Raw genomic sequence first — 16,838 nt, 5'->3', positions numbered from 1 at the left:
GTCAGGGCGAAAGTCAGGTGACTTTCCTATAGGCCCCCTCCCGGCCTGACAGTCAGAAGTCAGACCGGGACGTGACAGTCAGGCAGTCACAGAAGGTGACTGCTATGCGGGCACCAGCGGCGAGCGGACGATGTCGTACTCGCCGTGCCTGTCATGGCGGAGGACGCCCTCGCTGACCAGCCTGGCCAGCTCCCCCTGAAGCCACGGCCGTTTCCGTCCGGCGGCGACGGTGACTGGGGCCAGATCCCCGGGGGAGAAAGTGAGCTGGTTGCCTTCGGCCCACTGGTGCAACTGCTCGGCCAGCATGTGGCGGGCCGCCTCGGTGGACAGCTTCTCCTGCTGCGCGAACTGCATCTCGACGTCCTCGGCGTCCTCGGGCATGGCCCCGTCCACATGGATGTCGGCGTAGGGGGCATCCGGCTCGGGGTCGCCGGGGATCAGGCCCATGACCTGCTCGTAAGCGTCTTCCTCGGCCATGGCGACCAACTCCTCCTGGTCAGCGGTCAGATCGCCGCCCGCGTCGTCCCGGCTTGGCGCGGTGTTCACATCGGCTCCTGCGGGGTCGTAGGCCTGGACCGGGGGCGGGGCGGCGGGCAGCGCGGTGCCGCTGACGTGTCCGGTCGCCCGGTTGGTGCCCTTGTGAGCGCGCTGCGCGTACCAGAGACCGAGGGCTTTCGCGGTCGCCTCATCCAGCGGATCCCGGTACGCCGTCCCGGCGTCGACCAGCGCGGCGAGCAGCTCGCGGTCGGTCAACCCGGACCGCAGTTCGGTCGTCCACCGGCTCTGCGGGATGCCCATGCCGCCGGCGTAGGCGTATCCGGGCCGATTCGCCCCCCAGTTGGGGATGGCTCCGGCGTCGGTAACGCTGTCCGGCATGCAGAAGGAGGCATCGCCCGCGTCGTCGACGCCGAAGCAGGCGAACGCCTGGAGGTTCGCACGGACGTCGGTGGACAGGTTCGTCCAGGTGGCGCGCTGGAGGGAGACGACCAGCCAGATCCCGACCGACCGCGCAGCCCGCGCGATCTTGTCTAGTTCCTCGAAGTCGCCGAGGTCAGCGGCTTCCTCAAGCCACAGGCACACCGCGTTCAGGCTGGACGTTGGCTCCCACTGGTCCAGGCCCTCGTCGGCGAGGACGTCGCCGCGCACCTTGATCGCGGCGGGCAGTGACTTGAGCAGGTGCTTGGCGTCGCGGAGGTCGGTGAGGAAGACATCCAGGCCCTGCTTGATGTGGCCGACGGACTGGCGGCCCTTAGAGCAGTCGACCAGCATCACGGTCATCTTGCGGCGGGTCATCAGCAGCGCGAGCAGCCCGCGGGCGAACTCGGACTTGCCGGCGCCGGTGACGCCCATGACGAGGAGGTGCTGGAGGATGGCCGCATCGAACGGGTTGATGGTGAAGGTCTCGCCGTCGGCGTACAGGCCGAGCGGCAGTTCGTCGTTGGGCAGCAGGCCGAGGCGGATCGGCGGGATGAACTCGACGCCGTCTTCCAGCAGGTCGGCGACGCGCAGGTTCAGGGTGGCGAGGGCCGCGTTTCTGGTGTCCGTGGCGACGGTAGCGCCGGACGGTGGGATGCGCGTGGCCGCGGCGAGCTTGGGCAGGGCGGACTGCACGTCCTCGATGGTCTGTCCGGCAGCCAGTTCGACGGGCACCTTGACCATGCCCTTGCCGTTGCCCTTCGCCGACTTGATCTTCAGCTTCTCCAGGCCGACCGCCTCAGCGATCTTCGCGAAGCCGGTATTGCCCTCCACCTGCTCGGTCTCGTCATGGGCGTTCCGCATGACCTGGCGGATGTTCCACGACGCCGAGAAGATCCCGCCGCCCATCAGCCACAGGTCGAGCAGCGGGTGCCCGAACGGCCCAGCCGCCGTGGCGCAGGTCAGCCAGCCCATCCCGGCCGCAACGGACGCGGTCGCCTGGACGCGCCGGAACTTACGGAAGGCGTTGGTACCGCCAGCGACGTTCCAGGTCACAGCGGTGAGAGCGGCGGCTCCGATGCCGAGCCCGGCCGAGGCGAACCCGGCGGTGGCGACGCTGTCGCCCCACATCGCATTGGTGGCCCATCCGGCGATCGGGGGCAGTGAGTAGGCGCCGACCCACGGGGCGGCATACGGCAGGGCTTTGCCCACCAGGTGGCTGACCATCTGCCCGGCGAGGCCGCCCCTGCCGACGGTCAGAGGGATGATCTCTGCGGTCTGGTTGACCTGCCCGTTCGCCGCGATGGCGCGGTTCGTGGTGCGGGTCATCACACGTCATCCATCGTGAACTCGCGGCGGGCCTTGGTCTGCCCGGACTTCTTCCGCTTGGCTTCCTGCTCGGGCTTGACGAAGTGCCGGTCGAAGGCGTGTGCCATCTTCAGCGCGCCGACGCCGAGCGCCTTGGCGGCCTCGGCACTGACTTTCAGGTGCATGGCGACCAGACGAGCCTTGACCCGGCTGGAGGCGCCGAAGGTGTACCACTTGCCCTTGTAGGTGGACAGGACCCCCTGCACCTCTTCGGCCCGCAGGCTGAGGATGAAGTGCAGCTCGCGGCCGAGGCGATTGACGGCCCGCGCGAGGGCGGTGATGTCCTTCGACCCCCGAAACTCGATCTTCTCGATCGCACGGATCATGCCGTCGCCCTGGTGGTTGTCGCCTGCGCCCCTGCCGTTGCCGCCGCCGTTTCCTCCGTTGCCACCGCCGAGGTTGATGGTGACCGGCGGGGCGAAGGAGTTCCCCAGGCCGCCGACGAACCCGCCCGCAGCGGCGCCGGCCGCCGCAGCCCCCTGGGCGGCTCGGGAGCCGTTACTGCCCGCCGACGGCGAGGGGTCCTGCCGCGGCGGCTGTGTCGGCTGCGGTGGAATCGTCGGACTGGCCGGGGTGAAGTCGTCGTCATCATCGGCCCAGTTGTAGGGCTGGGCGCTCGCGGGGGTCGTCATGGTCACTTCTCCTCATGCAGCATGGTGAATCCGAACCAGGCCGGCTGGCGGACCTGGTCCAAATCGGCGTCGGGGTGGTCACCGATCTGGGCCTCGGCCTGGTCGATGAGCGCGTGTGCCGCCTGGAACCGGGCGGCCATGAAGGCGGCGTACAGGTCGGTCAGCCCCCAGCGGGTCCGGCTGGTGGCGACCCGGACGAACAGACGGCCGGCACGCGCCGTAGCCGCGGCGGCGCGGGCTACTAGCGTGGCCAGGGCGGTGCGTCGGGCGCCGTACACGATGGCTCCCCTTTCAGTGGGCGCTGCGGGCGATGAGCCACGCGCATTCGGTGACGGCGAGAGCGAGCAGCCACAGCAGACCAAGCGGCCCGTTCCACGGGCCGAACGCGACGGCGAACGCCAGCCACCCGGCCGCGACCGTGCCGACACCGGCCAGGCCGATACGCCAGGCCAGGACAGAACCGCGAGCGGGCTTACGACGGTGGACGACGACGAACCAGACAGCAGGCGCGGCGGCGGCCGGAGCGAGCAGGAAGCACGACCACCAGGCGAACAGGTGCAGCGCGAAGGCAACCACCAGGGCGAGACCGGCGACCGCGAACGGGGCGAGCGCCCTGCGGGCCTTCCAGATTGCGGCGCCCAGGTAGTCGAGCGGCTTCCTCTTACGCGGTCGGCTGTCGGGGATGACGAAGACGAATGCCTCCCCCGCGCCCTGCTGGGGGATACGGAAGGTGGTGCCGGTCTTCGAGGCGCCCGCGTCCGTTGTGGGCATCACGCGCCTCCCGTTCCGTGGTGGGCGTGGTCGGTCGCCAGGTCCTCGAGCACGGCGAGCCGCTCGGGCGTGTGGTTGTGCGTGGCCCGGATCTCCACCGAGCAGTCCTCGACGGTGCAGCGGTACACGTGGGTCGTCGCCGCCTTGACGAACTGGCTGGTGAGCGTCATACCGGCCGACAGCATGCACCCGACGACGGCGAGGGTTGTCAGGACGCTGATGTGGTGCTCGTGGAGGGTTGCCACGGTGCTGCCGGTTGCCACGACGGTCATGGTCAAGCCGACGATCTCGATGGGGTGGGGCATCTTCATCGTTCGTTCTCCTCTGGGGTCGGCTGCGGTATGGCCATGCAGGTTTTGGCGTGTGCGGCGGCTGCGTCGAGGGCCCGGTCACGGAATCGGTCCGGGAACTCGTCGACGAGCCGCTGGCAGGGTCCGCAGTAGGCGCGGGACTTCGCCCCGTTAGCGGTGAGTTCGTCGACCACGTCGGTGGATGCGCGCTGGTCGTCGAAGTGGAGCCCGAACGCGGTCACGAAACGGGCCGTGACGTTCTCCGGCCAAGCCGTCGGAACCTTGACGTCGGCCATCACGCCATCACCCCAATGAGGGTCTGAACGGCGCCTGCGAGCACGGCGGCAGCCATTCCAGCGAGCGTCATGTCGACGGCCTGCCGGAAGGCGCCCATCTTCGCGACGGTGATCTGCGACAGAGCCACCACGTGCGTGGCCTCCTCCTCCGCCGCTAGCAGCGCATCCACTTCCGACGGCGACAGGCGCGCCCACAACGGGAACCCGCTGCGGCCATCCCCCAGCCGTGGACGAACCGTCAGCAGAGACACGACGATCGACGCCACCAACAGCAGCCCGGACACGACGACCAGAGCCAGCGGGCCCGGCGACGGATCCGTCGCCGACGCCGCCGTCCACAGGCCGGCCAGCGCCACCCCGTCGAACGCCACCAGCAACGAAGCCTTCGAATCCACGCGGGCAATCAGCGACTGCGCCTCAGCGCGCGCCGTCGACACCCCCGACATCACGCAGCCGCCGGGTAGTCGAAGCCACGGAGTTCGGCGGCCAGCTGCGGGCCGACGGAGCGGAGCATCCGCCGCACGCCGACCTCGTCGCCGGACTGGCGGGCCCGTGCGAACGCGGTGAACAGGTCGCTGATGCTCAGCACCGACGGGTCGGCGACGATCGCCTTGGCGCGCGCCTCCTCCCCCTCGGGGGTGTGCGCGGAATCGGCGTCGAACAGGTTCGGAGACATGACGGTCAAGCCCTCTCGGGTGAGTAGTTGGGGGGCGGTCAGGCGATGGTCTTGGCGAGCTCGCCGAGGATGTCGGCGTGGTCGAACGCGAGCGGCGGCAGGGCCTTCAGGGGCCACCACTGGGCGTTGACCGCGTCGTCGCCCGCCTCGATGGGCGTTCCGGGGATGACGGTCAGGTGGTAGGCGACGGTCACGTACCGGCCGCGCGGGTCCCGGTCGGGCCGGTCGAACACGCCGATCTGGGCCAGCTCTTCCGGCTTCGCGTACACGCCCGCCTCTTCGGCGAGCTCACGGGCCGCGGCGGCGAGGCTCGTCTCGCCGGGGTCGACGTGCCCGCCGGGCAGCGCCCACTGGCCCTCGTGCGGGGCCCAGCGGCGCTCGATCAGCAGGACGTACCCGTCGGTCGTCGTGACGACAACATCGGCGGTGTAGCGGATCGTTTCGGATCGCTCGGACATGACGGTCAAGCCCTCTCGGGAAGTTGGGATGGTGGGATACGGTCAGCGACCGGTGTACGTCTCGGCGCGGCACTTCTCGGCGTGGGTCTGCGCCCACTCACGGGCCGCCTGGACCTGCGGCATGGCGGTCTTCGCGGTGTCGTCGGCGTCGTCGCCGACGAGGAAGTGGCCGTCGTGCCACTGCTCGAAGGTGGGGCTGGTGCAGCCGTGGCCGTGGCACTTGGCGGCCGCGCCGACCTTCAGCTGGATCTCCTCCTCCCATAGGCGGCCTCCGGGCTTGCGCTCCTTGCTCGCCTTGACGAGGGCTTCGACGGTGACCTGGGACTTGCCGACGGTGGTGAAGCTGCCGGCGTCGTCGCGGTCGGTGCTGCCGTAGAAGCTGCGGTACTTGGTCTCGTTGTCGGCAGCGATGTCCTTGCGGCGGGCGCGGATGGTCTCGGCGACCTCGTTCTTCAGGTCGGGAGCGGTCGGGATGTACGGCATGACGATCAGGCCCTCTCGGGTCGAAGAAGTAGGAAGGCAGTGCCGGACGAGCGGGAGGCGACCGGTACCGGGGGAAGCACCGGACGCCACCGCGCCCGCACGGAACAGGGAGCTGGAACCGCGGGGACGCGACAGGGGGACATCCGCGCCCCCGCGGGGATCTAGTGGCTACCAGTCGCCGAAGGTGCAGACGGCGCCGCAGCGAGACTGCGTGCAGTCGTGGGCGCGGATCTCGGCCGCCCGCTCAAGGTCCTGCTGGCGGCGGGACTTGCCCCAGCGAACCGGCTCGGCGCCCGCAGCCAGCTCGTCGCAGCGGGGGCAACCGTCGACCTTGCGGCCGAAGACGACCTGGTGCGTGTGCTGAGTGGTCTTCGGCGCCTCGGTGCTGCGGCTGCTCCAGCCGGACTGGACCGGCTCGGCACCGGCCCGCAGCTCGATACAGCGCGGACAGTCCTCGACGTGTCGGCCAAAGTTCGGGCCGTGGGAGTGCTTCGTGGTCACGACGCCACCGCCAGCTGCTCGTTGCGCACGACCACCAGGAACGCATCCGCCTTGAGGTCCATCACGACCTCGGCCGGGACACCCTCGGCTCGGCGGTCGGCGGCGAACTTCTCAGCCGGCCACGAACCACGCGGGCCCCCCGCGGGGAAACGCTCCAGGATCCGGCGACGGACGAACGACGCCTTCTCGTGCGCGGTCACATCGGCCGCGGACATCTCGACTGCCGTAGCCATCAGACGCCGCCGTCCTCGATCAAGTACTGCAGGCCGGCCCGCGTCAGAAACTCGCGCCGCTCGGCCATCTCCCGCTTCGCGTCACCGAACAGACGGAGCTGCTGGCCAGTCCAGGTGTCCGTGCCCTGCGCCAGCAGCCTGTCATGCAGCTCCTGGCAGACCTCGAAACGCACCACGGCACGCTCCGCAGCCGACGGCAGGACGCGAGCCTCAGCCAGCAGATCACCCGCCGCGGAGTACTCGGCGAACTCGGCATCCGTGAGAGCACCGGGGTCGACCGCGAGCAGCCGGTTGTAGCGGGCCTCGGCGATCCGGCCCCAGTCGGCACGCGACGAACCGGACAGCTTGATGTCCAGGCGGGCCATCGCCGTCAGAGCGGGCTGCGGGAGCGGAGCCGTCAGACGGCCAGCGCCAGGGAGGGCGGACGGAAGCGGGACAGGACGAGCAGGGGACTGAATGGACATCACGCGGCCTCCTCGGCGGGAGTCGTGAGGGTTGCCGGGCCGACCCGCGCGCTGCGGAGGTAGTCGACAACGGCGGACTGAGGGACCTTCAGGCCGGTGCGGCGTTGGGTGCCGCTGCCGATCTGGACAGTCTGGAGTCGCCCTGCCGCGATCAGTCGGTAGACCGTGGCGGGGTGGACTTCAAGCATCTCGGCGACCTCGGCCGGCTTGAGCGCCCCCTGCAACTGGGCGAGCTCTGCTGCGAGTTCGTCGTTGGGTGTGGGCACTAGGGCCTCCGGTCGACAAGTGCAGGTCAGGAGTGGGTTACTGAACTTGGATATCCATGTTCAGTGGTGCAACCGTAGCGAGTGCAGCATGGGTATGCAAGTAGTGCGACACGTTCGAGCGCAGCAAAAAGCCCCCAACTGTTTGGCAGTTGGGGGCTCAGCTGGAAGAACGCGGTCTACACGTCGATGACATACCGGAAGGCGTAGCGGTCGCTCGGGATGATGGAGTCCATGACTTCAATGACATCCCCGACCGAGTCGTAGGCAGTCCGGATCACGCGAGCCACAGGCACGCCCGCCGGTATGGCCAGCTGCTCGACCTCGTGCGGGTACGGCATGCGGATCTCAAGGTCTTCGATGAACTGGGCGATACGCCGCGCGATCGGCCCTTCCGGATCCTCGATGTAAGCATTGACCCCACCCTTGATCAATCGCGCCTCCGCGAGGCGCGTTCCCCGCGCGACCTCTGCCGGATAGTAGGCGTCGCAGAGCTGCATCGGCGACGGCGCCTCCCCCTCGACCTCCATGACGAAGAGGAGGCGACGAACGACCATCGGAGCACCTGGCGCGGCGCCATACCGTTCAGCGACCACCTCGGGCGCCGGCGTCTCGCCGACCTCCCGGATGATCTGCTTGGCCTTCTGCCCTTGAGCACGCGCCTCGGCATTGAAGTTCGACTCCCCCGTCGCACGGCGAGCCCGGTAGATGCTGCCCGTCTGACGAAGGCTGACGTTCGGACGCTCACGGACCACGGACTTCTTGCCCTGGCTGCTCGTAACGTGCCCCTCTGACCGGAGCACTGCCACGGCCTTTCGCACTGTGGCCCTGCTCGCGCCGAAGCGCTGCTCGAGTTCGTCCTGCGACGGGATCTGCGCGCCTGGCGCGAGCTCCCCGCGGAGGATCTGGTCGCGGAGCTCGTTTGCGATGCGCCGGAACGGCGGCAGCTTAGGGTCGGCTGACATTGCACTCCTGACTACTTGGATACCCATTGGGCAGGGTAGCGGGATATCCAAGTTGCGCATCAGTCCGAGCGTGCCACCCAGCCTGACCAGCGACTTACCTGAATCTCGATCACAGGACCAGTCGGCCGGTGTTCGCGATATTGGTCGTACTTGGATAGGAGTGCCTGCACAAGTTCGTCGGCGTCGGCGTTCTCGAGGACCCGCGCTCGCCCGTCAGCACGCACCCACCACAGCTGCTCCCAGTCCTCGTCGAAGTGGTCGACGAGGAGGGAGACCGCAGGGTTCTCCTGGATGTTGCGGATCCTTTTCAGGTTGCTGTGACGCTTCGGTTTGTGGTCCACGGCGATGGCGACGCGATCACCGAGGACGGCGAAGGTGGCTGGCACCAAGTGCGGCTCACCCTGGGCGTTTGCCGTCGACAGCCGCAACACCCGGGCGTCAGCGAAGCGTTGACGTCGGTCCAGCTCTGACATCTCCATGATCCGACGCTATCTACATCGAGATCCGTCGCACCACTTGCACGCTCCGCGCGAGCAGCGTTACTTTCAGTGCGCCATCATGGATACCCAAGTTCGGATGAGCATGAAGGAGCGGCATGTCCAATAGCCCCACACGCTCTGCGCTTGAGCGCCTCTACTCGACCAATAGGCAGGCTGGCCTGCCTCCTTCCGTGAGCGACATCTACCCCAAGCGCATGGCCGCCTGGCGCTACTTGGGCACCGGCGGCAGCTGCCCTGCACCCGGGCCCGGCATCTCCTACCGCCCGTTCGACTGGGAGTCCGACAACTGCGTTGCCCTTGAGATCGAGGTCGAGTGGGGCGCGCCAGGCCCCGTACTCCCCATCGCCCTTTACCGCCTTCACGACGCCGACGGTGTACTGCTCTACATCGGCATCACGACGAACCCCGCAGCTCGCTTCACCCAGCACTCGCTGAGCAAGCCCTGGTGGCCCTCCGTCGCCCGCCAGAAGGTCGCCTGGCTGGAAGTCACACGCCCGGAGGCGCTGGCCGTCGAGGCGGCAGCGATCCGCGACGAACGGCCGCTGCACAACGGCAAGCACAACACGATCAGCGCGCCGTTCGACGCCGACACGTGGCCCAGGATCACAGCCCCTGTACGGCAGAAGGCGAGCGCCCTGGCGGACTTGATACGCACAGAGATCCAGGCCGACAGATGGCTGCCTGGAATGCGCACTCCAGATAGCGAGGTGCTCGCGAGCGCCTCCGGCGTCAGCCTCGGTACCGCCAACCGCGCCTACGACTTCCTCAAGAGGGAGGGCGTACTCGTCGCCCGCATTGGCCACGGCACCTTCGTCGCACGGCCGTCTTCGAGCCGTCCTTCCCCGCCTCCGCTCCGTGAGTTTCAGTGAGTCCCGCCGAGGTTCGGTGAGTCCGGCCGAGTGCGCCGGCTTCTGGTTCTCGTCGGCGTGGTCGGTGGGCCGGGTAGCTTCGAAGTGTCGGCCTCAACAGTCGCGGGATCCGGCCAAAATCGACAAGCGGTTTCGAACGCGCTGGCCCAGTTCGGCGAGTTCGTGGACGTCGCGCCAACCGGAAACGGTGAGGTCAGTCGACCTGCATGTTTCCCATCACCGTCTCCTGGTTGCTGTTCTTCCCCCGGAAGTCTGTGTGGGTCGCCGCTTCCGGATCTGTCGCCTAGGCCAGTGGCCGGGACCTGCTCCTCAGGTAGGTTCCCGGAGACGCGAACGGCCGGACGGTTGCACCCGTCCGGCCGGTTCAACCAGCGAGCTGTAACTCGCTGATCAGCAAGTCCGCCCCGTCAAGAGAGGACTCATGGAGATGAGCGTACCAAGCGTGGCCAAGGTATTACCCGTCGAGTGTCACCCCCAGGCGAGGGCGCACCGCCTCCGTCCGGCTCTGGTGAACGGCCAGCCGGTATGGGTCGGCTGCCCGTCGTTCTGCACCGTCGATCATGTCGCGGAGAACGAGCGGCATCTGGTGGACGTGACGCACGCCGGCGATCCCGTGGATCTGCTGATCCCCCGGCAGGACGGTTCGGTGCAGCTGCTCGCCACCGCGCGGGTCCTGGCCAGCGACTCGGGCACCACGGAGGAGCGTCGGCCGATGGTGGCGGTGGATTTCGAGGACGTGCAGTCCCTGTACCTGGCGCCGTCGGAAACGGACGCGACGGCGGATCGACTGGAGACGTTGGCCCAGCAGGTGCGGGCGTTGGGCCGGGTGGCCGACGGCGCCTGATCGTCCGAACGCGGGCTTGTCTTGGGCCGTGTTTGCCCATTTTGGCCAGGTGATCTCGGCCGGTGGGGTTGTGTGCCGTCCGGGGTCGCCTTGGCCTCTTGTGTCGTTTTCAATCTCTCCGTGTGTAGAGGTGTGTGTCATGTCTGACCAGCACAACTCGTCGGCGTCGTCTCAGGAGTTGCTTCCGCGTCCTGCTGTGACGGTTGAGGCGTTGCGTGCGGCGGTGGTTCGTCTGGATAGCGAGCAGACGGCTGTGTTCGACAGGGAGTTTGCTGCTTTTGAGGCGGAGGCGGCGGCGTCCGGGAGTGACGCGCCTGTGTCGACGTTTCTGCGTAAGTGGGCGGTGTGGGTGGAGCGTATGCGGGTGCCGGCGACGGCGGCTCGTGTCCGGGAGCTGGAGGTCGCTATGGGTGCGGCGAAGACGGATGACGAGGCTCGGGCGGTGGCGGTGGAGATGAGCGAGGTGCTGCACCGGGTCACGGCTGATCTTGTTTTGCCGTGACGGACTGGGAGTTCGAGTACGACGGGCATGGACTGGAGTCGTGGTCGTCTCTGCCTGTGGAGCAGCGGCTGCATCTGGATGGGATCGCGGCGCGGCTGGTCGCTGCGGCGGAGGTCGAGTATCCGGATGATCCGGAGTACGGCGACCCTGGCGTGAGCGGCTTGCTCTCCGTTGGGGAGACGCCGTGGGTGGTGTGGTATCAGCTGCATCGCCCGCGGCGCCGCGTGTACATCGTGGGAATCGTCGGGCCGTCGCCCTGACGCGCAACAACGCCCCCACCCCTGCCGGGTGGGGGCGTTCTCCTGTCTACCGTCCGCCGGCGCGCCCGTCGTCTTGGTTGTCGGCGGGTGTCGGTACTTCGCCCGTCCCGCCGCAGGCGTCGCATTGCACGACGGTCTCGTGGCCGTCGTCGTCCCGCACGGTGATCTGCCCGCCGTTGCAGCCGGCGTTCTGGCACCTGGGCATGCGGGCCTCCAGGAGCCGCTTCGTCAGGTTGATCAGCCGCGTGTAGCGCCAGTCCCGCTCGAGGGCGGGGATGTGCTCGCGGTCGACCCAGCCCATAAGCCGCTCCTTCCATCGCGTTCAGCGTCCTCCTGCGGGCCCGGACACAGCAATGCCCCCGCGGCCCTTCTCCGGGCTACGGGGGCATTGCGATGTTCACCGGTCGTAGGGCGGTTCGCGGAGGGCGCGTTTGCGTTGGTCCTCGTGGTGGTGGGCGAGGTAGGCGTGTTCGTCGGCGGCGAGCTGGTGGAGGCGGGCCAGGTACTTTGCGGCCTGGGCGGCGCGTTGACGATGCATCGCGGCTTGCTGGTCCTTCAGCTGCTGGAGTTCGGCGGCCTTCTCTTCTTCGGGTAGGGCGTCACGCGCGGCCATTCGTTCGTCCCAGCCGGGGATCACTTCGGATGCGGGGACGGTCTTGGTCTTGCCGCTTTCGATGTCGTCGAGGATCTGCTGGAGTTCTTCGGTGCTCTTTTGCTGGATGGCTACTCGCCACCAGCGGGCGAGCGTCTTCTCGTACTCGGTTCCGTACTCGGCAGAGTGGATCTCGAGCCAGGCTCGGGGCCTGTCGAAGTCGTCGATCTTGTCGAGGATGGCGTCGATGGTCCGCGGTACGTCGGGCAGGGTCTGCAGGTAGGCGGCCCATTTGGCGGGGACGCCGCGGAGGAATGGGTCGGACCCTTCGTAGAGGGGGACGGTCGCGGTCCACAGGGTGTCTTTGTCTGCGTTCGAGCCTTCGGCGTGGCTCTTGTCGGCTTGCCCCTGCTTACGCAGTCGGTCCAGGGAGCGCCACACTGTGTGCCGGTCGTCCTGGTCGTGGGGGTTGAGACCCAGCTTTTCGGCGATGTCGTTGCTGGATAGCCCAGTGGGATGGTCATTGAGCAGGGCGAGGATCGTCTCGTCTCTGCGGCTGACCTCTTCGGATTTGGGTCGTCCTCGTTTGGGAGCCGGCTCGGCCATGGTCCCTCCCCCAGTGGTTGCGTCCTTGCCCTGGTCAGCTGTCGTTCGGGTTGCCGGTGGCGACGAGGTTGATGCGCCTGGTGTTGTCGCTGATGAGCAGGATGGTGATGGCGCCGGGGAGGACTGCTTCGCGCATGCGGACGGGTCCGCCGGTGTCGAGTCCGTGGGGCTGGGTGACGGCGTCGGGGTCTTCTTCGAGGCGCGGGATCAGGTTGAAGAAGGCGAACTGGGCGTCGAAGGGCAGGGCGGCGATGAGGTCGAGGGCGGTCTGGTCGCGCTCGAAGTGCCAGGTCACGCCGCGGAGTGTCCTTGGTGTTGCCGCATGCTGTGCTCCCACTGGTCCCAGGCGGTCCGTGATTCGGGCGTCTCACGGTACTCGGGCGGTAGCTCTCCGTTGTGGGCTTTCGCGTATTCGAGGATAGCGTCGAGGTGCGGGACGGTCTCGTCGCGCCAGCGTTCGACGAAGCGCTGCCAGCGGGCCAGGACGGCGGGCAGCTCGGGGAGCGGGGTGAGGTTGACCTCGCGGAGAAACGTCTGCCGGGTGTCTGCGGCGGGGATGGCGTGCGCGATGGCGTCGATCGTCCACGGCTGCTCGCTGCTCATCACTGTCTCCTCGCCCGTCCCGTGACCGTTACGGCTACCCAATTACGGCTTCGGTTGACACTAGGAAGCGTAGCGGTTGCCCGGCCGGGCGGGCGGCCGACCGGGCGATTGCGCGGGTCGGTCAGGCGAGGTAAGGGGTGAGGCTGTCCAGCGCCTGGCAGGCGTTGCGGGCTGAGACGAGGCATCGCAGGACGTCGGTGAACTGCTGCCCTCGGTAGACGTGGAGGCCGAAGAGGATGGCCCACGCTGCGTCGACTTCTGGGGGCTGGCATTCGACCCTGGTGCCGTAGTGCGCAGCGAGGCTCAGGCTGAGGGGGTCCGTTGGGAGCCGTCCCGCGCGCGTCGGCGGCACCTCGAGCGAAGCTGCGATGCAGTCGACGATGGGATTGAACTCTTTGGCTGTGTGCTGTCGAAGCTGGTCCAGCTGCGCGTGGGTCACGTGTAGGCGGTGAGGCCAGTTGATGGCCGGGCCGAAGCGATCTTCCATCTTGATCCGCAGCAGGTAGCGGAACTGCACCGACGGCATGTCATCGATCATGATTCATGGTGGCGCTGCGCACCCTCGGCGAGTTGGGTCGCCACGCTGACGGTACGGGTGGTCTAGCAGGCGCCGTGTGGACGCCGCCGTACCCCTGCCAGCAGTTCGCGCGTTCCTTGGTCATGTTCTATGACGAGATCGACGGCCCGCTGTCGACACAGTTAGACGCGGGCGGCGGGCTGGTGCCGCTGCTGACGCAGGGCGAGGCGCGCGCGGCACGATATGCGCTGTGGCTGTTCGGGCAAGGGGACGGGGCGGCTTCCGAGGCGGCGCATGAACTGGCTGGCCGGCTTGACCGCCGGTTCCGTCTCGCGTTCCCTGACGAGTCGGTGGCCGTGCCGGGCTTTAAGGATCAGCAGTTCGGGGTGCTGTGATGGACGGCTTCGACGTCGACGACGACACGACCGCCGAAGACCGGCCCGCCCCACTGCTGCCCGTCCTGTCCCTCCCGGAGGCGCAGGAGCTGATGCTGCTGCTGGCCGCGGTGGTGGATGGCGGCGTCCCGGACAGGGATGTGGCGCGCTGGCTGCTGGGGAATCTGGCGGCGAGGGTGCCGTCGTATGACGCTGAGTGATCGCGGGATGCTGCGGGTGCAGAGATAGTTACGCCCAGGTGTAACTATCTCTGCACCCGAACCTCGTCGCCGGTCACTGTGTGTAAGACGTGAGCGGCGGCTCTTTCTCGACCATGGCCGGGCATTCGATGCAGTCGTCGTCGCGGCCTTCGATGCACCGCTTGAGTGCTTGCCGACCGTGGGCGAAGACGAGTCCGTCGTCGTAGTGGCTGAAGATCTGCGAGTCGTGCGTGCGGGCGACGACCCAGTCGGGGCCGACCGCTTCGATACGGACACAGCCGTGGTCGCGGTCGAACGCTTCGTGCGCGTGGCCGTGGATGACGTCGCCGACGGCGAGGGGCTTGGGCATGGGGTCTCCTTAGAGCTGGGTGACGGCGACGCCGATGCAGATACCGGCGAGCAGCATGCTGGCTGCGATGGGTGCGCGCCGGACGACGAGGAAGATGGCGATCCCGCCGACGACTCCGATGAGGAAGCTGCTCATCGCCGCCTCGCGGGCCCGTAGGGGCTTTGCCATGCGGGTCGTCCGTCGCGGCGCGGCAGGGGCGGACGCGGGCGCTCAAGCGGCGGGACGGGGTCGCCGTTGGTGTCGACCCAGTCGCTGCGCTGGAAGCTGTCTTGCATCTGCTGGAGTGAGCGGGCTATCGCCTCGAGGCCTTGCCGGTAGGCGTCGGCGGCTGCCTGCACGGCGGTCTGGAAGCCGAGCGCGAACTCTTCCATCGCGGGGGTGGTCTCGAAGGTTTCGACGATCTCGATCGCGTGAACGCCCTCGAGCCGTTCCCAGCCGTCGTCGCCGACTTCGGTTCCGGCCGGCGCCAGCCACACCTGGCCGCTCGTCACCGTGACCGGCCCGGCCGCGGGCCGGCTGCGCATGGCGTCGTCGCTGACGTCCCAGTCTTCGAGGGCGCCGTCGATCTGGTTGAGGATGTCGCCGGTCTTCACTCGGGTGCTCCTTGCTTGCGTGCGTGGCGGGCTCCGACGTCGATGCCGTTGAGGAAGTCCCAGGCGGATCGGAACGTCCATCCGCCCATGCTGGTCTGCCCGGTGACGATGGTGGCGCCGACGGTGAAGCTGTACTGGTCGCCGTGGTCGTGGAGTTGGATGTCGAGTCCGGTGTCGTGGGCGACGACGGCGGCATGCCAGGCGAGTTTGGTGGCCTCGTCCCAGGCGGGGTTGAGCTCGGGTTCGATGTGGCTGCCGCCGCCGGTGTGGATGCGGGTGACGTTCACTCGCCCTCCTTCTCGAGCGCCCAGCGGCGGTCGTCTGCGGCGGCTTCACGGACGGTGGGCCCGTCGTACTGCTGCCGGGAGTGCATGGCGCGGAGTGAGGTGCGGAGTTGGGCGGCTTCGGCGGGGAGGAGTACGCCGCGTTCGGCGCGGTCGACGAGGTGGAGGAGCTGGTCGAGGCTGGTCACTTCTTCCTCCGTCGTGCGGCTCGCCTGGTGGCGCGGTTGGCGCGGGGGGCGGGTGCGTCGTCGGGGACTATCTGCTCGCCGTGGCTGACGAGTTGGGTCTCCCAGCGGGCGCCGGGGCGCGGCGTGTGCTCGGCGCGGGGAGCGCTCGATGGGCCGGTCATGACTCCCCCGCGCCGATGACGGCTGCAGCGATCGCGATCCAGCCTTTGTGCCAGGCCTGGTCCATGAGGTAGCCGGCGTTGGGGTCACGTTGGAGCCAGCCAGCATGTCCGGTTCGGGCGGCGAGCTGGACGATGCCGCGGGGCTGTTCGTCCCGCCAGTGGCCGCCTTGCCGGTCGGCGACGTAGTGCGTGCCCGCGGAGATGGCGAGGCCCAGCGCTGCGCGCTGCCAGGACAGGCGCATGCCGGTGACGCGCTGGATCGCGACGAGGGCGGCGGCTTGCGTGGCCGTGTAGGTGATCACATGCTCGGCGCAGGCGATGGCACCGTTACGGTTGCGCTGGCCCTTGGTGACGGCTTGATCGTCTATCTGAATCCAGTGGTCAGCGACCTCGTGGGCGGCAGTGAGCGCCGCGTAGGTGGCGGCGAAGCGGGCGGCGGGGCTGGTCATTCGGTCTCCTTGAGCATGTGAAGACGCCCGTCGCGGCGGGCTTTGTCGGCGAGTGCGGCGGTGACGACGCGGGCGGGGATGAGACCGGCGTAGCAGCGGTTGAGGATGCGTTTCCCGTCCTCGTTGATCCACTTGTTGCGGGCTTCGGCGCGGGCCTTGCGGGTGGCGCGCTGCACTTCGACGGCCACGGCGGCGATGGCGTGCGGGGCGTCGATGACACGGCCGTCGTCATCCAGGCAGCGGGCACGCAACGCATCTGCGAGCGCGGCGACTTGCGGGTCATCGGCAACCACGACGGGGCGGGCGGTCACGGCTGGCTCCCGTTGTCGGCGGCGATGAAGTAGTGCTCACGTTTGGCGTCGCGGCAGTAGGCCTCGAGGTGTTCTGCCGGGCGTGCGCACGGCGGATAGGCGTGGCCGTCGTGGGACAAGGTCTTGCCGCAGTAAGGGCCTTGCTGGCGGCCGTCGTCGAGGATGAGCAGCAGCCGCAGCCGGGCGTTCTCGGCGATATCGCGGCCAGTGAGGGATTCGAGGTAGTCGAGGGCGAGGGATCGGGTTTCGGCGAGGTGCTGCTCGGCGGGTGTCACGGTGCTCCTCACGGTCGGGGGTGGG

At 68.4% G+C, this 16,838-nt stretch carries 36 protein-coding genes; 6 read left to right on the top strand and 30 right to left on the bottom strand.

Going from position 1 to position 16,838, the window contains the following annotated elements; genetic code table 11:
- Positions 1-102: 102 nt before the first annotated feature.
- The 16 genes from ACY34M_RS14610 to ACY34M_RS14535 all read right to left on the bottom strand — a co-directional run bounded on the left by ACY34M_RS14610 (position 103) and on the right by ACY34M_RS14535 (position 8,794).
- Positions 103-2,244: a helicase HerA domain-containing protein gene (locus tag ACY34M_RS14610; protein WP_462718051.1), complete on the bottom strand. Its 2,142-nt coding sequence runs from the start codon at positions 2,242-2,244 to the stop codon at positions 103-105.
- The gene (locus tag ACY34M_RS14605) at positions 2,244-2,915 is read right to left on the bottom strand and encodes a hypothetical protein (RefSeq protein ID WP_462718050.1); all 672 of its coding nucleotides are present in this window, start codon (positions 2,913-2,915) and stop codon (positions 2,244-2,246) included. Before ACY34M_RS14605 ends, ACY34M_RS14610 begins: the two co-directional genes overlap by 1 nt.
- Before the next feature lie 2 nt (positions 2,916-2,917).
- The gene (locus ACY34M_RS14600; RefSeq protein WP_462718049.1) at positions 2,918-3,193 is read right to left on the bottom strand and encodes a hypothetical protein; all 276 of its coding nucleotides are present in this window, start codon (positions 3,191-3,193) and stop codon (positions 2,918-2,920) included.
- A 13-nt stretch (positions 3,194-3,206) separates the two neighbouring features.
- The gene (locus ACY34M_RS14595) at positions 3,207-3,686 is read right to left on the bottom strand and encodes a hypothetical protein (RefSeq protein ID WP_462718048.1); all 480 of its coding nucleotides are present in this window, start codon (positions 3,684-3,686) and stop codon (positions 3,207-3,209) included.
- The gene (locus tag ACY34M_RS14590) at positions 3,686-3,997 is read right to left on the bottom strand and encodes a hypothetical protein (protein WP_462718047.1); all 312 of its coding nucleotides are present in this window, start codon (positions 3,995-3,997) and stop codon (positions 3,686-3,688) included. The genes ACY34M_RS14595 and ACY34M_RS14590 overlap by 1 nt, the downstream gene beginning before the upstream one ends.
- Positions 3,994-4,272, bottom strand: coding sequence for a hypothetical protein (locus ACY34M_RS14585; protein WP_462718046.1), 279 nt, complete (start codon positions 4,270-4,272; stop codon positions 3,994-3,996). The genes ACY34M_RS14590 and ACY34M_RS14585 overlap by 4 nt, the downstream gene beginning before the upstream one ends.
- The gene (locus ACY34M_RS14580) at positions 4,272-4,718 is read right to left on the bottom strand and encodes a Pycsar system effector family protein (protein WP_462718246.1); all 447 of its coding nucleotides are present in this window, start codon (positions 4,716-4,718) and stop codon (positions 4,272-4,274) included. The genes ACY34M_RS14585 and ACY34M_RS14580 overlap by 1 nt, the downstream gene beginning before the upstream one ends.
- Positions 4,718-4,948 (bottom strand): hypothetical protein, encoded by a 231-nt coding sequence (locus tag ACY34M_RS14575; protein WP_462718045.1) that lies wholly within the window; start codon positions 4,946-4,948, stop codon positions 4,718-4,720. The genes ACY34M_RS14580 and ACY34M_RS14575 overlap by 1 nt, the downstream gene beginning before the upstream one ends.
- A 38-nt stretch (positions 4,949-4,986) precedes the next feature.
- Positions 4,987-5,406 (bottom strand): NUDIX domain-containing protein, encoded by a 420-nt coding sequence (locus tag ACY34M_RS14570; RefSeq protein WP_462718044.1) that lies wholly within the window; start codon positions 5,404-5,406, stop codon positions 4,987-4,989.
- A 42-nt stretch (positions 5,407-5,448) separates the two neighbouring features.
- A complete protein-coding gene (locus tag ACY34M_RS14565; protein ID WP_462718043.1) occupies positions 5,449-5,889 on the bottom strand; it encodes a hypothetical protein in 441 nt (146 codons plus the stop codon).
- A 168-nt stretch (positions 5,890-6,057) separates the two neighbouring features.
- On the bottom strand, positions 6,058-6,390 hold the full coding sequence (locus ACY34M_RS14560; protein WP_462718042.1) for a hypothetical protein: 333 nt from the start codon (positions 6,388-6,390) through the stop codon (positions 6,058-6,060).
- Complete coding sequence (locus ACY34M_RS14555; protein WP_462718245.1) at positions 6,387-6,605, bottom strand: hypothetical protein; 219 nt, start codon at positions 6,603-6,605, stop codon at positions 6,387-6,389. Before ACY34M_RS14555 ends, ACY34M_RS14560 begins: the two co-directional genes overlap by 4 nt.
- Before the next feature lie 17 nt (positions 6,606-6,622).
- Complete coding sequence (locus tag ACY34M_RS14550) at positions 6,623-6,988, bottom strand: hypothetical protein (RefSeq protein WP_462718041.1); 366 nt, start codon at positions 6,986-6,988, stop codon at positions 6,623-6,625.
- 98 nt (positions 6,989-7,086) lie between these two features.
- Positions 7,087-7,353, bottom strand: coding sequence for a helix-turn-helix domain-containing protein (locus ACY34M_RS14545; RefSeq protein WP_462718040.1), 267 nt, complete (start codon positions 7,351-7,353; stop codon positions 7,087-7,089).
- A gap of 176 nt (positions 7,354-7,529) precedes the next feature.
- Positions 7,530-8,315 (bottom strand): GntR family transcriptional regulator, encoded by a 786-nt coding sequence (locus tag ACY34M_RS14540; RefSeq protein ID WP_462718039.1) that lies wholly within the window; start codon positions 8,313-8,315, stop codon positions 7,530-7,532.
- A gap of 59 nt (positions 8,316-8,374) precedes the next feature.
- Positions 8,375-8,794 (bottom strand): TIGR03668 family PPOX class F420-dependent oxidoreductase, encoded by a 420-nt coding sequence (locus tag ACY34M_RS14535; RefSeq protein WP_462718038.1) that lies wholly within the window; start codon positions 8,792-8,794, stop codon positions 8,375-8,377.
- Between the two features lie 191 nt (positions 8,795-8,985).
- Here ACY34M_RS14535 and ACY34M_RS14530 point away from each other — a divergent pair, with 191 nt between their 5' ends.
- The 4 genes from ACY34M_RS14530 (at position 8,986) to ACY34M_RS14515 (ending at position 11,290) form a co-directional block, all read left to right on the top strand.
- Positions 8,986-9,684, top strand: a complete 699-nt coding sequence (locus tag ACY34M_RS14530; RefSeq protein ID WP_462718037.1) for a GntR family transcriptional regulator — start codon at positions 8,986-8,988, stop codon at positions 9,682-9,684.
- Positions 9,685-10,192: 508 nt separating this feature from the next.
- Positions 10,193-10,528: a DUF6907 domain-containing protein gene (locus tag ACY34M_RS14525; protein ID WP_462718036.1), complete on the top strand. Its 336-nt coding sequence runs from the start codon at positions 10,193-10,195 to the stop codon at positions 10,526-10,528.
- Positions 10,529-10,667: 139 nt separating this feature from the next.
- Positions 10,668-11,030: a hypothetical protein gene (locus ACY34M_RS14520; RefSeq protein WP_462718035.1), complete on the top strand. Its 363-nt coding sequence runs from the start codon at positions 10,668-10,670 to the stop codon at positions 11,028-11,030.
- The gene (locus tag ACY34M_RS14515; RefSeq protein ID WP_462718034.1) at positions 11,027-11,290 is read left to right on the top strand and encodes a hypothetical protein; all 264 of its coding nucleotides are present in this window, start codon (positions 11,027-11,029) and stop codon (positions 11,288-11,290) included. Before ACY34M_RS14520 ends, ACY34M_RS14515 begins: the two co-directional genes overlap by 4 nt.
- A 46-nt stretch (positions 11,291-11,336) precedes the next feature.
- Here the strand turns inward: ACY34M_RS14515 and ACY34M_RS14510 are convergent, their stop codons facing one another.
- From ACY34M_RS14510 to ACY34M_RS14490, 5 genes are all read right to left on the bottom strand, one after another.
- On the bottom strand, positions 11,337-11,591 hold the full coding sequence (locus tag ACY34M_RS14510; protein ID WP_462718033.1) for a hypothetical protein: 255 nt from the start codon (positions 11,589-11,591) through the stop codon (positions 11,337-11,339).
- 96 nt (positions 11,592-11,687) lie between these two features.
- Positions 11,688-12,488: a hypothetical protein gene (locus ACY34M_RS14505; RefSeq protein WP_462718032.1), complete on the bottom strand. Its 801-nt coding sequence runs from the start codon at positions 12,486-12,488 to the stop codon at positions 11,688-11,690.
- Between the two features lie 34 nt (positions 12,489-12,522).
- Positions 12,523-12,783, bottom strand: a complete 261-nt coding sequence (locus ACY34M_RS14500; protein ID WP_462718031.1) for a hypothetical protein — start codon at positions 12,781-12,783, stop codon at positions 12,523-12,525.
- Positions 12,780-13,091: a hypothetical protein gene (locus ACY34M_RS14495; RefSeq protein WP_462718030.1), complete on the bottom strand. Its 312-nt coding sequence runs from the start codon at positions 13,089-13,091 to the stop codon at positions 12,780-12,782. Before ACY34M_RS14495 ends, ACY34M_RS14500 begins: the two co-directional genes overlap by 4 nt.
- A gap of 121 nt (positions 13,092-13,212) precedes the next feature.
- Positions 13,213-13,629 carry a hypothetical protein gene (locus ACY34M_RS14490; RefSeq protein WP_462718029.1) on the bottom strand — a complete coding sequence of 139 codons (417 nt, stop codon included), beginning with the start codon at positions 13,627-13,629 and terminating at the stop codon, positions 13,213-13,215.
- Between the two features lie 8 nt (positions 13,630-13,637).
- On the opposite strand from ACY34M_RS14490, the gene ACY34M_RS14485 reads away from it, so the two are divergent.
- Together ACY34M_RS14485 and ACY34M_RS14480 are read left to right on the top strand one after the other, a co-directional pair.
- Positions 13,638-14,003, top strand: a complete 366-nt coding sequence (locus ACY34M_RS14485; RefSeq protein WP_462718028.1) for a hypothetical protein — start codon at positions 13,638-13,640, stop codon at positions 14,001-14,003.
- On the top strand, positions 14,003-14,203 hold the full coding sequence (locus ACY34M_RS14480) for a hypothetical protein (RefSeq protein ID WP_462718027.1): 201 nt from the start codon (positions 14,003-14,005) through the stop codon (positions 14,201-14,203). The genes ACY34M_RS14485 and ACY34M_RS14480 overlap by 1 nt, the downstream gene beginning before the upstream one ends.
- Positions 14,204-14,276: 73 nt before the next feature.
- On the opposite strand, the gene ACY34M_RS14475 is transcribed toward ACY34M_RS14480, so the two are convergent.
- From ACY34M_RS14475 to ACY34M_RS14435, 9 genes are read right to left on the bottom strand one after another with little or no spacing between them, the layout of a single operon-like run.
- Positions 14,277-14,552 (bottom strand): hypothetical protein, encoded by a 276-nt coding sequence (locus ACY34M_RS14475; RefSeq protein ID WP_462718026.1) that lies wholly within the window; start codon positions 14,550-14,552, stop codon positions 14,277-14,279.
- Positions 14,553-14,561: 9 nt separating this feature from the next.
- Positions 14,562-14,687 (bottom strand): hypothetical protein, encoded by a 126-nt coding sequence (locus tag ACY34M_RS14470; protein ID WP_462718025.1) that lies wholly within the window; start codon positions 14,685-14,687, stop codon positions 14,562-14,564.
- Positions 14,684-15,145 (bottom strand): hypothetical protein, encoded by a 462-nt coding sequence (locus ACY34M_RS14465; RefSeq protein WP_462718024.1) that lies wholly within the window; start codon positions 15,143-15,145, stop codon positions 14,684-14,686. The genes ACY34M_RS14470 and ACY34M_RS14465 overlap by 4 nt, the downstream gene beginning before the upstream one ends.
- A complete protein-coding gene (locus ACY34M_RS14460) occupies positions 15,142-15,432 on the bottom strand; it encodes a hypothetical protein (protein ID WP_462718023.1) in 291 nt (96 codons plus the stop codon). The genes ACY34M_RS14465 and ACY34M_RS14460 overlap by 4 nt, the downstream gene beginning before the upstream one ends.
- Positions 15,429-15,617: a hypothetical protein gene (locus ACY34M_RS14455; protein WP_462718022.1), complete on the bottom strand. Its 189-nt coding sequence runs from the start codon at positions 15,615-15,617 to the stop codon at positions 15,429-15,431. The genes ACY34M_RS14460 and ACY34M_RS14455 overlap by 4 nt, the downstream gene beginning before the upstream one ends.
- Positions 15,614-15,778, bottom strand: coding sequence for a hypothetical protein (locus ACY34M_RS14450; RefSeq protein ID WP_462718021.1), 165 nt, complete (start codon positions 15,776-15,778; stop codon positions 15,614-15,616). The genes ACY34M_RS14455 and ACY34M_RS14450 overlap by 4 nt, the downstream gene beginning before the upstream one ends.
- A complete protein-coding gene (locus tag ACY34M_RS14445; RefSeq protein WP_462718020.1) occupies positions 15,775-16,227 on the bottom strand; it encodes a hypothetical protein in 453 nt (150 codons plus the stop codon). The genes ACY34M_RS14450 and ACY34M_RS14445 overlap by 4 nt, the downstream gene beginning before the upstream one ends.
- On the bottom strand, positions 16,224-16,538 hold the full coding sequence (locus tag ACY34M_RS14440; RefSeq protein ID WP_462718019.1) for a hypothetical protein: 315 nt from the start codon (positions 16,536-16,538) through the stop codon (positions 16,224-16,226). Before ACY34M_RS14440 ends, ACY34M_RS14445 begins: the two co-directional genes overlap by 4 nt.
- Complete coding sequence (locus tag ACY34M_RS14435) at positions 16,535-16,813, bottom strand: hypothetical protein (RefSeq protein WP_462718018.1); 279 nt, start codon at positions 16,811-16,813, stop codon at positions 16,535-16,537. Before ACY34M_RS14435 ends, ACY34M_RS14440 begins: the two co-directional genes overlap by 4 nt.
- Positions 16,814-16,838: the final 25 nt, after the last annotated feature.

It is taken from the genome of Streptomyces sp. EDA2-14 (genome assembly GCF_054963755.1).
This window is presented reverse-complemented; position numbering and strand designations above follow the sequence as displayed.

What these genes read in the sequence shown, in the direction of transcription:
- ACY34M_RS14610 (WP_462718051.1), bottom strand. Translation starts at nt 2,244, where the DNA reads ATGACCCGCACCACGAACCGCGCCATCGCGGCGAACGGGCAGGTCAAC.
- ACY34M_RS14605 (WP_462718050.1), bottom strand. Translation starts at nt 2,915, where the DNA reads ATGACGACCCCCGCGAGCGCCCAGCCCTACAACTGGGCCGATGATGAC.
- ACY34M_RS14595 (WP_462718048.1), bottom strand. Translation starts at nt 3,686, where the DNA reads ATGCCCACAACGGACGCGGGCGCCTCGAAGACCGGCACCACCTTCCGT.
- ACY34M_RS14590 (WP_462718047.1), bottom strand. Translation starts at nt 3,997, where the DNA reads ATGAAGATGCCCCACCCCATCGAGATCGTCGGCTTGACCATGACCGTC.
- ACY34M_RS14585 (WP_462718046.1), bottom strand. Translation starts at nt 4,272, where the DNA reads ATGGCCGACGTCAAGGTTCCGACGGCTTGGCCGGAGAACGTCACGGCC.
- ACY34M_RS14580 (WP_462718246.1), bottom strand. Translation starts at nt 4,718, where the DNA reads ATGTCGGGGGTGTCGACGGCGCGCGCTGAGGCGCAGTCGCTGATTGCC.
- ACY34M_RS14575 (WP_462718045.1), bottom strand. Translation starts at nt 4,948, where the DNA reads ATGTCTCCGAACCTGTTCGACGCCGATTCCGCGCACACCCCCGAGGGG.
- ACY34M_RS14570 (WP_462718044.1), bottom strand. Translation starts at nt 5,406, where the DNA reads ATGTCCGAGCGATCCGAAACGATCCGCTACACCGCCGATGTTGTCGTC.
- ACY34M_RS14565 (WP_462718043.1), bottom strand. Translation starts at nt 5,889, where the DNA reads ATGCCGTACATCCCGACCGCTCCCGACCTGAAGAACGAGGTCGCCGAG.
- ACY34M_RS14555 (WP_462718245.1), bottom strand. Translation starts at nt 6,605, where the DNA reads ATGTCCGCGGCCGATGTGACCGCGCACGAGAAGGCGTCGTTCGTCCGT.
- ACY34M_RS14550 (WP_462718041.1), bottom strand. Translation starts at nt 6,988, where the DNA reads ATGGCCCGCCTGGACATCAAGCTGTCCGGTTCGTCGCGTGCCGACTGG.
- ACY34M_RS14540 (WP_462718039.1), bottom strand. Translation starts at nt 8,315, where the DNA reads ATGTCAGCCGACCCTAAGCTGCCGCCGTTCCGGCGCATCGCAAACGAG.
- ACY34M_RS14535 (WP_462718038.1), bottom strand. Translation starts at nt 8,794, where the DNA reads ATGGAGATGTCAGAGCTGGACCGACGTCAACGCTTCGCTGACGCCCGG.
- ACY34M_RS14520 (WP_462718035.1), top strand. Translation starts at nt 10,668, where the DNA reads ATGTCTGACCAGCACAACTCGTCGGCGTCGTCTCAGGAGTTGCTTCCG.
- ACY34M_RS14510 (WP_462718033.1), bottom strand. Translation starts at nt 11,591, where the DNA reads ATGGGCTGGGTCGACCGCGAGCACATCCCCGCCCTCGAGCGGGACTGG.
- ACY34M_RS14505 (WP_462718032.1), bottom strand. Translation starts at nt 12,488, where the DNA reads ATGGCCGAGCCGGCTCCCAAACGAGGACGACCCAAATCCGAAGAGGTC.
- ACY34M_RS14495 (WP_462718030.1), bottom strand. Translation starts at nt 13,091, where the DNA reads ATGAGCAGCGAGCAGCCGTGGACGATCGACGCCATCGCGCACGCCATC.
- ACY34M_RS14490 (WP_462718029.1), bottom strand. Translation starts at nt 13,629, where the DNA reads ATGATCGATGACATGCCGTCGGTGCAGTTCCGCTACCTGCTGCGGATC.
- ACY34M_RS14480 (WP_462718027.1), top strand. Translation starts at nt 14,003, where the DNA reads ATGGACGGCTTCGACGTCGACGACGACACGACCGCCGAAGACCGGCCC.
- ACY34M_RS14475 (WP_462718026.1), bottom strand. Translation starts at nt 14,552, where the DNA reads ATGCCCAAGCCCCTCGCCGTCGGCGACGTCATCCACGGCCACGCGCAC.
- ACY34M_RS14470 (WP_462718025.1), bottom strand. Translation starts at nt 14,687, where the DNA reads ATGAGCAGCTTCCTCATCGGAGTCGTCGGCGGGATCGCCATCTTCCTC.
- ACY34M_RS14450 (WP_462718021.1), bottom strand. Translation starts at nt 15,778, where the DNA reads ATGACCGGCCCATCGAGCGCTCCCCGCGCCGAGCACACGCCGCGCCCC.
- ACY34M_RS14445 (WP_462718020.1), bottom strand. Translation starts at nt 16,227, where the DNA reads ATGACCAGCCCCGCCGCCCGCTTCGCCGCCACCTACGCGGCGCTCACT.